The organism is Dermacoccus sp. GAS27A, from assembly GCF_044909235.1.
Lineage (GTDB): Bacteria > Actinomycetota > Actinomycetes > Actinomycetales > Dermatophilaceae > Dermacoccus > Dermacoccus nishinomiyaensis.
On record NZ_JBIYDW010000011.1, the window covers coordinates 49511 to 63433 of the forward strand.

Below are 13923 nucleotides of genomic sequence, written 5' to 3' on the forward strand. Positions count from 1 at the left end.
CGGAGAGGGGAACCGGGCCGTTTCACGTCTGGCGAGCTGGAGGCTCGCCCGCGGTGGGCGGGCGTCAGTCGCCGCGCACCACGATCGTGTGGACGATCTTGTCGTGCAGCGTCTGCTTCGTGTCATCCCACAGCGGCCACAGCAGGTCGACGATGAGCAGGAGTCCGCCGCTGATACCGCCGGCGACGGCTTCGAGCAGGTAACGCCCGAAGCCGACACCGGCGCCCGTCGGCTGACCCGTGCGCTCGTCGACGACCTTGAGGTGCAGCATCTTCTTGCCGAGGCTCTGGCCAGTCCTGCCCTGACGGATGGCGCGGTTCCAGAGGTTGAACAGCAACGCGACGAGCGGACCGAGCAGCGCCAACGCGACACCGCCGCCGGAGACGTTGTGCAGCGTCGAGTTGCCATTGATGTCTTCCACCGAGTAGCTGTCCTTGAACGCCAGCCACAATCCGAGACCGGAGATGACGATCATCGGGACGGCCGACAGCAGGCTGTCGATGAGGTAGGCGCCCACGCGCGACCCCCATGAACCGTAGGGCGCAGACCCCGCCCGTCGAGCGGGCGCGCCGTACTGCTGCCCCTGATATGGCTGGTTCTGGTACGGCTGGCCGGGCTGCGGCGCACCCTGGTAGCCCTGCGGTTGGTACGGCTGGCCCTGGTACTGCTGGTACTGGGGGCCCGGCTGCGACTGCGCGCCGCTGCCGTACCCCTGGGCGCCACCGTGCTCGGGCGGCGGAACGTAGGGGTCGTATCCGTTGCTCATGTCCGTTCCTTCTCGTCAGGCGTCGATGGCGGGTGGGCCGCTCAGGCCGTGCGGACGACGAGCGAGTGGACGGCCTTGTCGTGCCACGTCTGGTTCTTGTCGTCCCACAGCGGCCACAGGTAGTTGACGAGCGGGATGAAGAACAGCAGCGGGATCAGCTGCGACGGCAGCGAGATCAGGATGTCGACGGCGAGGCGGCCGAGACCACGGCCGACACCCAGGTACTGGCCGGTCCGCTCGTTGATGACGCCGATCTTGAGCACCTTCTTGCCGACGCTCTGGCCTCGCTTGCCCTGCAGGTATCCCTCGTTCCAGAGACGGAACAGCAGACCGAGCAGCGTGCCCGCGCCCATGAACGCCCAGGCCCGGTCCGTGAAGGGATCGGTGGGGTCGGCGCCCGGCGCGTCCCAGCCGTCCTTGAGGAAATCTCCGGTGCCGAGCGCGATGCCGACGCAGATGATGGTCGGCAGGATCGTGATGAGCCAATCCAGCAACGCCGCACCGACACGCGAACCCCAGCTCGCGAGGATCGGCATGTTCGGCGCGCCCTGACCGTACTGCTGGGCGTAGCCCGGTGCGCCGTAGGCGTCCGGCTGGCCGTAGCCGCCGCCGTACTGCTGGCCCTGCGCGCCGTACTGCGCGTCACCGTACTGCTGGGCAGGCTGGCCGTAGCTCTGTTCCTGGTATTCCTGCTGGCCGTAACCCTGCTGGTCATGGCTCGGCTGTCCGTAAGCAGGCTGGCCCTGCAGCGCGCGGCCGTACTGGCCCGGCTGCGCGGCGGGGTCGTGCGGATTCTGACCGTACGGCTGGCTGCCGTATCCATTCGTGTTGTTGCTCATGATGATTCCCTCCTGTGCTCCTTCGCACACGAGGTTACCGGGGCGCCGCGCTCAGCGCGCGGTCATCTGCAGGGGCGTTGCGTCGGGGGCGATGACGTTCTGCTCGTCCGGTTTCGTCGGCAGGATGTTCTCGACGTAGTCGGCGACGGCTTCCTCGATCGTCACGCCACGCTGCAGACGCTCCGACATGTACCAGCGGTGCTCGAGCACCTCGTGGAACATCTCGGCTGGTTCGAGCTTCTGACGCAACTGCGGCGGTACCGTGCGGGTGATCGGTTCGTAGATCGTCGCGAGCCAGTCATGCGCGACGGCGCGTTCGTCGTCGCTCTGGCGGTTCTTGCTCGCCGTGAAGCTGACGAGGTCGTTGAGCAGTCGTCGCGCCTGGTTCTCGCCGACCTCGAGACCGGTGAGGTGACGCAGGCGGCGCGTGTGGTAGCCGGCCTCGACGATCTGGGGCTTGATCGACATCGTCGTGCCGTCGATGTCGGTCGTGATGTCGAGCTCGCCGACGTCGAAGCCGAGGTCGTTCAGCGAGCGGATGCGCTGTTCGACGCGCCACGCGTCCGAGGCGTCGAAACGCTCGGCCTGCGTGAGTGCCTCCCACAGCTCGTGATAGCGCTCGACGATCGTGTTGCTCACCTCGATGGGGTCCATGTCGTCGGGCACCATGCCGCCAGCCTGCAGATCCATCAGCTCCCCGGCGATGTTGACCTGCGCGATGTCGAGGTCGTGCTCGCGCTGGCCCTTCGACAGCTTCTCGCGCAGCTCACCGGTCTCCGCGTCGACGAGGTAGGCGGCGAACTCGCCCGCGTCACGACGGAACAGGGCGTTCGACAGTGACACATCACCCCACCAGAAACCGACGAGGTGCACCTTGACGAGCAGGACCGCGAGGGCGTCGATGAGGCGGGTCGCCGCGTCCGGGCGCAGCGTCTGGCTGATCATCGCGCGGTACGGCAGCGAGAACTGCAGGTGCCGCGTCAGCAGGCACGCGTCGAGCGGTTCGCCGTGCACGTCGGTGCGTCCGGTGACGACGGCGATCGCCTCGACGCACGGCAGGTGCAGGCGCCGCAGCTGCTTGAGCATCGCGTACTCGCGCAGCGCGATGTCGGCCTTGATCTCCTTGACGGCGAGGATGCGGCCGTCGACCTTCGCGAAGCGGACGATGTGACGCGAGATGCCGCGCGGCAGTGCCGCGAGTTGATCCTCTGGCCACTGCTCGAGGGGCACGCTCCACGGCAGTGCGAACAGCGCGGGGTAGGGGCGTGCTGCCTTGATGTCGAGTGCCACCTCGTCATCCTCCCACCGCGCGGGGGCGGCTGCCTGCATCCGCGTGACGGTGTGTTTCACCCGAAACGGTGCGTCGGCCACCCGTCGATACGTCGAGCGGACGATGTCCGCTCGCCATCGTCCGCTCGATCGTCATGTCAGCCCCTCGCGGGTGCGCGTTCAGTCGTTGATGCGCTCGCCGGTCTCGACGTCGAAGAGGTGGATGTGATCGGTCTTCGGCGCGAAGTACAGCGTGTCGCCCTTCATCGGGGGGCGGCGGCCGTCGACGCGGGCCATGACCTGCTGGTCCTCGCCCTCAACGGTCGTCTTGCCGTAGACGTACGCGTCGGCGCCGAGCTCCTCGACCATGACGACGTCGACCTCGAGACCCGCGTCGGACGGCGCGAGGTCCTCCGGGCGGATGCCGAGCGTGACACGGTTCGAACCGGGGCGGGCGTCCGCGGGCAGCGGAATCGACGCGGTACCGAGCAGCACCTTGTTGTCCTTGACCGGCACCTCGAACAGGTTCATCGCGGGGCTGCCGATGAAGCCCGCGACGAAGACGTTCTTCGGGTGGTCGTACATGTTGCGCGGCGTGTCGCACTGCTGCAGCAGACCGTCCTTGAGGACGGCGACGCGGTCACCCATCGTCATGGCCTCGACCTGATCGTGGGTGACGTAGACGGTCGTCACGCCGAGGCGACGCTGCAGGTCGGCGATCTGCGTGCGCGTCTGCACGCGCAGCTTGGCGTCGAGGTTCGACAGTGGCTCGTCCATGAGGAACACCTGCGGCTGACGCACGATTGCGCGACCCATCGCGACGCGCTGACGCTGGCCACCCGACAGGTCCTTCGGCTTGCGCTCGAGGTACTGCGTGAGGTCGAGGATCTGCGCGGCCTCCTCGACGCGCTTGCGGATCTCGCCCTTGTCGACGCCGGCGATCTTGAGCGCGAAGCCCATGTTGTCAGCGACGCTCATGTGCGGGTAGAGCGCGTAGTTCTGGAACACCATCGCGACGTCGCGATCCTTCGGCGACAGCGCCGTGACGTCGCGTCCGTCGATGAGGATGCGGCCGCTCGTCACCTCTTCCAGGCCGGCGAGCATGCGCAGCGAGGTCGACTTGCCGCAGCCCGACGGGCCGACGAGGACGAGGAACTCGCCGTCGGCGATCTCGATGTTGAGGTCGCTGACGCTGGGACGATCGGCCCCGGGGTAGGTGAGGGTGACGTTGTCGTACGTGACGGTTGCCATGGGGTTTTCCTTAGCGCTCACCGGCAGGAACGTGCCGGACGATCCGTTGTGAACGGGCGGCGCACGGATGTGACGCCGCACACAGCATGCCTGATGGGAGTGGCTCTTGACCAGCCCTTCTGCACATTTGTTTCAGTAGTGCTCATCTGAGCGTCCCGTCTCGAGGGGTAGGTGCGTCGATCTGCATGCTCGCTCGGCCCTGCCTATCACCCGGTCAACGCTCCTTGATCAAATCGTGACCATGAAAAACTTTGCAGACCCTGAGTACACGCTGCATGCTGTGAAGCAGGCCACACTCGAGGTGTGGCCCTGAACAATCGGAGTACTCATGACCAAGCGCAGTGTGGCTGTCGCATTCGCGGGCGTCCTCGCCCTCTCCGTCTCCGCGTGCGGCGGCGGCTCGTCCTCGTCCGACTCGTCGAAGAGCGACACCTCTGCGGCTTCGTCGAAGTCCGGCGACGCGAAGGCGTCGGGCAGTGCTGCCGCCGGCAGTGACGTCAACGCCAAGGACCCGAAGCGCGACGCCAACGCCGACCTCGTCATCTGGGCTGACGGCACCGCGGCCCCCGTCGTCTCCAAGCTCGCGAAGCAGTTCGCGGACGAGAACGACGTCAAGGTTTCCGTCCAGGTCTCGACGGACGTGCGCGGCAACTACGGCACGGCCTTCAAGGCGGGCCAGGCCCCGGACGTCATCGTCGGCGCTCACGACTGGATGGGTGAGCTCGTCTCCAACGGCTCCGTCGCGCCCGTGCAGATCCCCGCCAACGTCGCTTCCGGCTTCAACAAGGAGGCCATCGCCGCGACGAAGTACAACAACCAGTCCTACGGCGTGCCCTACGCCGTCGAGAACATGGCGCTCGTGCGCAACACCGACATGGTCAAGGACGCGCCGAAGACGATCGACGAGCTCGTCTCCACCGGTCAGAAGGTCGTCGACGAGAAGAAGGCGACGAACGTCCTCTCCCTCGAGATGGGCAAGCAGGGCGACGCCTACCACGGCATCCCGTTCCTCACCGGCTTCGGCGGCGGCATCTTCGGCACGAAGGCCAACGGCGACTACGACGCGAGCAAGCTGCTCGTCAACTCGCCCGAGAGCCTCAAGGGCGCCAACCTGCTCGCCGAGCTCGGCAAGAAGAAGGTGCTGTCGACCAACGTCGACAAGACCAACGGTGATGCCCTGTTCGCCGACAAGAAGGCGCCGTACATCGTCACCGGCCCGTGGTCGCTGCCGACGTTCGACAAGGCCGGCATCAAGTACGAGGTCTCCTCGCTGCCCACCGTCGCCGGTGGCGGAAAGATGACGCCGTTCCTCGGCGTGCAGATGTTCTACGTCAGCTCGAAGGCGAAGAATGCGACCGTCGCTCAGACGTTCACGACGTCCTTCCTCACCACGGCGGCCGCGCAGAAGGCGCTGTTCGAGGTCGGCAAGCGTCCGCCGGCACTGACGGCGGCGTACGACGAGGTCATCAAGTCCAACCCCGACGTCGCGAAGTGGGCCGAGGCCGGCAAGGGCGCGAAGCTCATGCCGAACATCCCCGCGATGAATGCCGTCTGGGGCCCGATGGGTCAGGCGATGGCCGACGTCATCTCCGGCAAGGCAGCCCCCGACGCCCGCTTCAATGCGGCGCAGAAGGAGATCGAGGCCGCCATCAAGGCAGGCAGCTGACGATCCACCTACGTCGCATCCGTGAGCCGGTGACCACGTCGGTCGCCGGCTCACGGCGCGTCGAGCGTCGACGACGACGCCCATCACGACAGGCCTGACGGCGCCCGCGAGGCGCCTCACGCCCCAGGCTGGTGCGGTGAGCACCGGTGAACGAATTCCCCGAGCGATGGAGAAGGACATGGCGACCCTCGCCGCCCCCGAGCAGACGTCGGGTCTGCCGCCAGCCAAGAGCCCCGTGTGGGCGCCGATCCTCAAGTGGGCGCTCGTCGCGGCCGCCGTCATCCTCTGCATCTATCTCGCGACGCAGCTGGCCGACAAGGGGTACGGCCTCGCCGTCGTCGGTGTCGCGTTCGTCGCGATGGCCGTGCTCGTCGTGTACGGCACGCGCCGCAACGTGCCCGCGAAGTATCTGTTCCCGGGCCTGATCCTGCTGCTCGGGCTGCAGGTGTGGCCCATCGTGTACACGGCCGCGACGTCGTTCACGAACTACGGCCAGGGCCACCTCGTCTCCAAGGAGGAGGCGACGAAGCAGGACATCGCCTACTCCGTCCAGCAGGTCGCGGGGTCGCCGACGTACGGGCTGTCGATCGCCGTCAAGGACGGCCAGGACGTGACGTCCGCGCCGTTGCACTTCCTGCTGACCGACGAGAAGGGCAAGCACTTCGTCGGTGACGCCAAGGGGTTGCAGCCGCTCACGGGCAAGACGGAGATGGGCATCGGCCACCTCAAGTCGGCCGAGGGCTATCGCGTCCTCAAGCTCGGCGAGGCGAACAAGCGCAAGGACCTCGCCAACTTCGCGGTGCCGACGAGTGACGGCCACGGCATCAAGGCCAGTGGTGTCTCGCAGGCCTTCGAGGGCGCGCCGACGCTGAAGTGGGACAAGGCGAAGAACACCCTCACCGACTCCGCCACGGGCACGGTGTACGTCGAGAAGGATGCACGCTGGGTGCCGCAGTCCGGCTCCGCGAGCCCGCTGCCGGTCGGGTGGAAGCAGGGCGTCGGGTTCAAGAACTACACCGACCTCGTGACGAACGACACGATTCGCAAGGGGTTCTTCGGCATCTTCGCGTGGAACATGGCGTTCGCCATCCTGTCGGTGCTGTCGACCTTCGTGCTCGGCATGCTGCTCGCGCTGCTGCTCAACGACCCGCGCATCAAGGGCCGCGCCATCTACCGCAGCCTGCTCATCCTGCCGTACGCCGTGCCCGTGTTCGTCTCCGCGCTCGTGTGGGCGTCGATGTTCAACCAGGACTACGGCCTCATCAACAACCTGACCGGCCTCGACATCGACTGGTTCGGCGACCCGTGGGCCGCGCGCGCCGCCATCCTGCTGACCAACCTGTGGCTGGGCTTCCCCTACATGTTCGTCGTGTGCACAGGCGCGCTGCAGTCGATCCCGGGTGACGTCATGGAGGCCGCACGCATCGACGGCGCCGGCCCGATCCGGACGCTGCGCTCCATCACGATGCCGCTGCTGCTCGTCGCGGTGGGCCCCCTGCTCATCGCGTCGTTCGCGTTCAACTTCAACAACTTCGGCCTCATCTACCTGCTGACCAAGGGCGGGCCGTTCGTCGGCGACAGCGCCCAGATCGGTTCGACCGACCTGCTCATCACCTACGCGTACCGTCTCGCGATCGACGGGACGAACCCGAACTTCGGTCTCGCATCCGCGGTCGCCGTCGTCATCTTCATCATCGTCGCGCTCCTGAGCTTCCCCGGCTTCCTGCGCAGCAAGGCCCTCGAGGAGGTCAACTGATGTCTGCCATGAACACCCCTGCGGCCGGCCTGCCCGAACCGGGAGCCGTGACGGGCGTGCCCGAAGCTGCCCCCGGTGGCACGCATGCTCGTGCGCCGCGCCTCGGTGGCGGCGTGTGGTGGCGCCACCTGCTCGCGCTGTGCGCGCTCGCCTTCGCGCTGTTCCCGATCCTGTTCCTGCTCTCGGCAGCACTCAACAAGGCGGGGACGCTGAGTTCTTCGACGCTGCTGCCGACGAGCTTCTCGCTCAACAACTTCTCCGACCTGTTCAGCAACGAGGCGCGACCGTTCGTCACCTGGTACAAGAACGCGCTGCTCATCGCGCTCGTCGGTTCGGTGTTCAGCGTCTTCATCGGCGCGTGCTCCGCGTTCGCGTTCTCGCGCCTGCGCTTCCGAGGCCGCCGGGCGATGCTGCTCGCGCTGCTGCTGCTGCAGATGTTTCCGGCGCTGCTCGCGTTCGTCGGCCTCTACATCACCTTCTCGAAGATCGGTGAGGTGATGCCCGCGTTCGGCCTCAACACCACGTGGGGGCTCATCCTCGTCTATCTGGGCGGCGCGATGGGATCGAACGTGTGGCTTCTCAAGGGTTACTTCGACACTGTTCCGAAGGAACTCGACGAGGCCGCGTTCGTCGACGGCGCCTCGCATGCCCGCGTGTTCTTCAGCCTGACGCTGCCGCTCGTGCGCCCGATCCTCGTCACGGTGTTCATGGTGTCGTTCGTCAGCCTGTTCGGCGAGTTCATGCTCGCGAGCATCTTCCTCACCGACGTCGACAAGCAGACCCTCGGCGTCGGCCTCTACGGCATGACGGTCAACAACGACCGCAACGCCCTGTTCGGCCAGTTCTCGGCTGGTGCGCTGCTCAGCTCGATCCCGATCATGGCGCTGTACCTGGCCTTCCAGAAGCAGCTCATCGGTGGTCTCACCACCGGCTCGGTGAAGTGAACTCCTACCGTCGCGGCGCGACGGGAGCGGGCGCGTGAGCGCCACCGAGGACGCGGCGCTCAGGCGCGGCGGCGACGAATCGCCGCCGCGCCTGCAGCAGATCGCTGCTGCTGCGGGGGTCTCGCAGGCGACCGTCTCACGCGTGCTCAACAACAAGGCCGGCGTCGCCGAGGCCACGCGCCGCAGCGTCCTCACCGCCGTCGACGTCCTCGGCTACGAACGCCCCGTGAGTCTGCGCCGCGCGGGGGCTGGCGCCATCGGCCTCGTCGTGCCCGAACTCGACAACCCGATCTTCCCCGCGCTCGCACAGGCCGTCACGACGCGGCTCGCGGCCGCCGGGTACACCGCCGTCCTGTGCCCGACGAGCGCCGGTGGGGTGCAGGAGGATGAGTACCTGTCGATGCTGCTGGAACGCGGCATCGCCGGGCTCATCCACGTCTCGGGTCGCCACGCCGACACGACGGCATCGATCGCGCGCCATCAGGAACTCGTCGCGCAGGGCCTGCCCGTCGTCCTCGTCAACGGCCACCGCGACGACCTCGCCGTCACGTCGTTGTCGACTGACGACCGCGTCGCGGTGCGCCTCGCCGTCAGCCACCTGCTGAGTCTGGGGCACCGCCGGCTCGGTCTGGCCGTCGGGCCGGCACGCTACACCCCGTCGATCCGCAAGCTGACGGCATTCCGCGACGCCGCGGCCGAGTTCGGGTTCGAGGCGCTCGTCGAACACACGTGGTTCAGCGTCGAGGGCGGCGAACTCGCGGGAACGCAGCTCACCGCGCGGGGCGCGAGCGGCATCATCTGCGGCTCGGACCTCATGGCGCTCGGCGTCATCCGCGGAGCGCGTCACGCGGGCTTGGACGTGCCGAGGGAGCTCTCCGTCGTCGGATTCGACGGCTCGGCGATGACGGAGCACACCTCGCCGCCGCTGACGACGGTGCGCCAGAACGTCCCCGCGCTCGCCGACGGCGCCGTCGACACGCTGCTCGACCAGATCCGTGGGCTCGCAGCGGCCGCGCCGTGCGCCCGTGAGCTGGTGCTCGCGCCCGACCTCGTCGTGCGCGCCTCTACCGGCCCGCCTCCGGTGCGCTGACGGCGCCCTCCCCGGCGTCGGCGTCGTCTCGGACGTCGGCGTCGTCTCGTGGCGCGTAGCGCCGCGCCTTCGTCAGCGCGCCGAGCAGAGCGTCGAGCAGCGTCGGGACGTCGGTGCAGCTGGGGACGCGGTGCGCTGCGGCGGTGTCGCCGTCGCCGACCTTGACGCCGATGTCGCTTCCCGCGCGCAGCGTCGTGAACACCGTCTCGTCGGTGACGTCGTCGCCGAGGTAGAACGTCGCACGCAGGTTGCGCTCGGCGGCGAGGGCCGCGAGTGCCGCGCCCTTCGACACGTCGAGCACCGACAGTTCGACGACGGCCTTGCCGCGCATCGCGTGGACGCCCGGGACATCCTGCGGGACGGCGAGCGCCGCGCAGGTCGCGCGCTCGGCCTCGTCCTCGTCCATGCCGCGGGTGTGCAGGACGACGCCGGCCGGCTTGTACTCGACGCGTGTCGCGGGCAGTCGTTCGGCGATCGTCTCGAGCGCGTGGGTGGCGCCGTCGAGGGCGGCGCGCTCGACGTCGCTCAGCGCGCTGCCGCCCGAGGCGGCGGAGCCGAGGGTGGTCGAGATCTCTGCGCCGTGGCTGCCGATGAGGACAATGGGGGAGGACTCGTCGATCCCTGTCAGCGCGCGCAGGGTGGCGAGGTCACGACCCGATGCGAGCGCGACGCTCACGCCCGGTAGCGCCGCCATCGCACTGAGTGCCTCGATCGTGCCCGGTTGCGGGCGGGCGCTCGCGGGGTCGAGGACGATCGGCGCGAGCACCCCGTCGAAGTCGGAGGCGACGAGCACGTCACCGCGGCGCGCGAAAGCACCCAGCTCCTCGCGTGACGGCGGCCGCAGCGGCGTCGCGGTCACGACGCGGCCTGCGTCGACGGCGCCTTCGGGGCGGCCTCGAGGCTCGCGAGGTAGTTCTTCGCCCACTGCTGCACCGAGTTCTCGCTCACGAGGGCACGCATCGAGTCCATCCGCTGACGACGCTGGGGCGCCGGCGCGTCGACGGCCTTCATGATCTGATGCTTGAGACCCGCGATGTCGTGCGGGTTGCACAGGTAGGCGTCGCTCAGCTCCGTCGCGGCGCCGGTGAACTCGGACAGCACGAGCGCCCCGTCGTCGGCGCAGCACGTCACGTACTCCTTCGCGACGAGATTCATGCCGTCGCGCAGCGGCGTGACGAGCATGATGTCGGCGGCCGCGAACATCGCCGCCATCTCCTCGCGGTCGAACGAGCGGTGCAGGTACGTGAGCGCCGTCGCGCCGATGCTCGAGAAGTCACCGTTGATACGCCCGACCGTCAGCTCGATCTGGTCGCGCAGATCCATGTACGCCTTGACGCGCTCGCGGCTCGGCGTCGCGACCTGGATGAGTTTGTGCTTGCTCGGGTCGAGGCGCTCGTCGGCGAGCAGTTCGCCGAACGCCTTGAGGCGGTGACGGATGCCCTTCGTGTAGTCGAGGCGATCGACGCCCAGCAGGATCTTCTCCGGGTTGCCGAGCTGCTCGCGGATCTCACGCGCCCGCGCCTGCACCGAATCCGACTCGACGATCTCGCGCAGCCCCTCGACGTCGATCGAGATCGGCACCGCGGCTGCGCGCACCTGACGTTCGCCGAGGTCGACGACGTCGCCCGTCACGTCGAGGTCGAGGTACTGACGCACCGCGCGCAGGAAGTTGCCCGCGTCCTCGGTGCGCTGGAAACCCAGGAAGTCGGCGCCGAGCAGCCCCTCGAGGATCTCCTCGCGCCCGGGCAGCTGCGCGAACAGCTCGACGGCGGGGAAGGGGATGTGGTTGAACCAGCCGATGCGCAGGTCGGGGCGCATCTCGCGCAGCATCTCCGGCACGAGCTGCAGCTGATAGTCGTGCACCCACACCGTCGCGCCCTGCGCGGCGACCTCGGCGCAGGCGTTCGCGAAGCGACGGTTGACGCGGCGATACACCGAACGCCAGCTGCGACGGAACGTCGGCGTGATGATGACGTCGTGGTAGACGGGCCACAATGTGTCGTTGCTGTGGCCCTCGTAGTAGTCGGCGACCTCCTGCTCCGACAGCGCGACCGGGTGCAGGTGCATGCCGCCGTCGTCGAACGGCTCGGGCGCCTCACCTGGGTCGCCCGCCCAACCGACCCAGGCGCCGTCACGCCCACGCATGACGGCGTCCATCGCGGTGACGAGGCCGCCGGGGGAGCGGCGCCACTGCGACTCGCCGTCCGGCGTCGTCACGCGGTCGACGGGCAGCCGGTTGGCCGCGACGACGAAGTCGTAGGTCTCGCTCATCGGAAAGTTCCTTCGCTCATCGGTGCGCGGGACGAACAGGTGCGGCGTGCGCTCGAATTCGGCGGGGCGCCGGGGCCGTTCGCGTCTTCGTCACGAGCCTATCGCGGGGCGGCGGGGGCGTGCCGGGCCGCGTCGGTCCAGCACTTTGTCATGTGCGCGGCCTACCGTGGAGCCATGACGTCACCGGAGCCTCCCGAGCCGACACGCGCCGGACACCGTCTGCCGCGGCGCACCCACCCGACGCCGTCGCCGGCGACCGAGCGTCACGACGACGCGACACAGGTGGCGCCGCAAGGCACGCGGACGCGGCAGGGCTCGGGCGCTCACGCAGCCACCCCGGCCGACGGTGGGGACGTCATCGGCCACTTCCGCATCCTCGACAAGATCGGTGAGGGCGGCATGGGCGTCGTCTACCGCGCGCTCGACACCCGACGCTCGGACGGGCGGGAGGTCGCCGTCAAGGTGCTGCGCCCGCACATCGCCTACGACCCCGACGCGCGCACCCGCCTCGCGCGGGAGGTCGCGACGCTGGAACGCGTCCACACACCCGGCGTCGCCGCCGTCATCGCCGCGGAGCCGTACGGCGAGCGCCCGTACATCGCCACCGAGTACGTGCCCGGCGTTCCACTCGACGAGGTCGTCAAGCGCCGCGGGCCGTTCGAGCCCGACGCGCTGGCGCGCCTCGGGCGCGACCTGGCCGTCGCCATCCAGGCCATCCATGACGCCGGCGTCGTCCACCGCGACCTCAAGCCGGGCAACGTGCTCATGGTCGACGGGCGCCCCGTCGTCATCGACTTCGGCATCGCCCACATCGCCGACGACGCGCGCCTGACGTCGACCGGCCTCGTCATGGGCACCCCCGGCTACCTTTCGCCCGAGCTCGTCGAGGGTGCGCCCGTGTCGACGTCGACCGACTGGTGGGGCTGGGCCGCGACGCTCGCCTTCGCCGCGCAGGGTGAGCCGCCATTCGGGCGCGGCCCGATGCCGGCGGTGCTCGACCGCGTGACGCGTGGTCAGGCCAACCTCGGCGGCGTCGACGCGCGGCTGCGGCCGCTGCTCGCCGCCGCGCTCAGCCCGGTGCCGCAGGAGCGACCGTCGGCCCGGCAGGTCATCGAACAGATGGAGCGGTACGCGCGCGGCGAACCGACGACGTACGTCCCGGTGCGACGCGCGGCAGAGCCGCGCGTGACTCGGCCCGAAGCGCAGCAACCCCGCCCCGACGCGACGGCTGTGCTCGGCCGCCCGGACGCCACGCGCGTCGCGCCGGTGACGTCGCCGCCGCCGGTGAGTGCGGGGCCAACGGACGCCGAGCGTGCCCAGCAGGGGGCCCCGGTGCGTCAGGGCGCCCAGGGGTATGCCAACCCGAGCCCATACGGCTCCGCGCCCGTTCCGTTCGCGCCGAAACCGCAGTCGCGCCCGGGCGAGCACGACCCGCGCATCAACCTGCCGCATCGATCGGGAACGCTGCAGGCGATCTTCGTCCTGTGGTTGGGCGTGACGGCGCTCGTGCCCGTCGTCGGGCTCGTGCTGCTCGTCGTGTGGAACCTCGCCGCGCGCTTCAGCGACTCCACGATCACCCAGACCGTCCTGCGACGCTACGAGGCCGGACGACGACGCAGCGACGGCGCCGTCGCCGTCGCGAGTGCGCCGTGGCACGCGTTGCGCGCGACGCTGTCGACGCTGTTCGCCCTCATCCTGCCGACAGTCGTCTTCGCCTGCGTCGCGGCGCTCGTCGGCATCGGTTGGGTGGCCGTGCGCGGCGGCGTGCCGCGCGTGTGGTGGGCGCTGCCGCTCGTGCTCGGCGCGGGCGCCGCGCAACTGGCGCTGTGGCGAGGCGCCGGTTCGGTCGGCTACCGACGCGGTTCGCGCTCGCTCGTGCGCGGCCTCGTGCCGCAGAACGCGACGCGCATCGTCGCGGGCATCGCCGTCGGCCTCGGCCTGTTCATGCTGGTCGGCTCGTTCCTGCAGCAGGGCGACATCTCATGGTTCCCGTTGACGGGCGGCATCGACGACCCGCTGGCGCGGTACGCGCCGAGCGTGCAGCGCTGAGTCGATGCACCACAGCGCGTCC

The 13923-nt window shown here is 69.1% G+C and carries 11 protein-coding genes; 5 read left to right on the forward strand and 6 right to left on the reverse strand.

The genetic code is table 11. From position 1 onward, the window contains the following. Positions 1 to 64 precede the first annotated feature (64 nt). The 4 genes from ABH936_RS11910 to ABH936_RS11925 form a co-directional block, all read right to left on the reverse strand. The gene (locus tag ABH936_RS11910; protein WP_115297019.1) at positions 65 to 766 is read right to left on the reverse strand and encodes an RDD family protein; all 702 of its coding nucleotides are present in this window, start codon (positions 764 to 766) and stop codon (positions 65 to 67) included. Between the two features lie 41 nt (positions 767 to 807). Beyond that, positions 808 to 1605 carry an RDD family protein gene (locus ABH936_RS11915; RefSeq protein WP_404603342.1) on the reverse strand — a complete coding sequence of 266 codons (798 nt, stop codon included), beginning with the start codon at positions 1603 to 1605 and terminating at the stop codon, positions 808 to 810. Between the two features lie 51 nt (positions 1606 to 1656). After that, positions 1657 to 2895, reverse strand: a complete 1239-nt coding sequence (locus ABH936_RS11920) for a DUF4032 domain-containing protein (RefSeq protein WP_040014913.1) — start codon at positions 2893 to 2895, stop codon at positions 1657 to 1659. A gap of 159 nt (positions 2896 to 3054) precedes the next feature. Continuing rightward, the gene (locus ABH936_RS11925; protein ID WP_006946417.1) at positions 3055 to 4125 is read right to left on the reverse strand and encodes an ABC transporter ATP-binding protein; all 1071 of its coding nucleotides are present in this window, start codon (positions 4123 to 4125) and stop codon (positions 3055 to 3057) included. Positions 4126 to 4453: 328 nt separating this feature from the next. Between ABH936_RS11925 and ABH936_RS11930 the strand changes: the two genes are divergently transcribed. The 4 genes from ABH936_RS11930 to ABH936_RS11945 all read left to right on the forward strand — a co-directional run bounded on the left by ABH936_RS11930 (position 4454) and on the right by ABH936_RS11945 (position 9581). Next, positions 4454 to 5791 (forward strand): extracellular solute-binding protein, encoded by a 1338-nt coding sequence (locus ABH936_RS11930; RefSeq protein ID WP_404603343.1) that lies wholly within the window; start codon positions 4454 to 4456, stop codon positions 5789 to 5791. A 136-nt stretch (positions 5792 to 5927) separates the two neighbouring features. Continuing rightward, a complete protein-coding gene (locus tag ABH936_RS11935; protein WP_313489842.1) occupies positions 5928 to 7547 on the forward strand; it encodes an ABC transporter permease subunit in 1620 nt (539 codons plus the stop codon). Then, on the forward strand, positions 7547 to 8491 hold the full coding sequence (locus tag ABH936_RS11940) for a sugar ABC transporter permease (RefSeq protein ID WP_346030633.1): 945 nt from the start codon (positions 7547 to 7549) through the stop codon (positions 8489 to 8491). Before ABH936_RS11935 ends, ABH936_RS11940 begins: the two co-directional genes overlap by 1 nt. A gap of 34 nt (positions 8492 to 8525) precedes the next feature. Continuing rightward, positions 8526 to 9581 (forward strand): LacI family DNA-binding transcriptional regulator, encoded by a 1056-nt coding sequence (locus ABH936_RS11945; RefSeq protein ID WP_208065629.1) that lies wholly within the window; start codon positions 8526 to 8528, stop codon positions 9579 to 9581. Here the strand turns inward: ABH936_RS11945 and otsB are convergent. Then, on the reverse strand, positions 9556 to 10440 hold the full coding sequence (gene otsB / locus ABH936_RS11950) for a trehalose-phosphatase (RefSeq protein WP_404603344.1): 885 nt from the start codon (positions 10438 to 10440) through the stop codon (positions 9556 to 9558). The two genes, ABH936_RS11945 and otsB, sit on opposite strands and share 26 nt — an antisense overlap. After that, a complete protein-coding gene (locus ABH936_RS11955) occupies positions 10437 to 11852 on the reverse strand; it encodes a trehalose-6-phosphate synthase (RefSeq protein ID WP_404603345.1) in 1416 nt (471 codons plus the stop codon). Before ABH936_RS11955 ends, otsB begins: the two co-directional genes overlap by 4 nt. Before the next feature lie 174 nt (positions 11853 to 12026). Between ABH936_RS11955 and ABH936_RS11960 the strand changes: the two genes are divergently transcribed. Then, a complete protein-coding gene (locus ABH936_RS11960; protein WP_404603346.1) occupies positions 12027 to 13901 on the forward strand; it encodes a protein kinase in 1875 nt (624 codons plus the stop codon). Positions 13902 to 13923 lie beyond the last annotated feature (22 nt).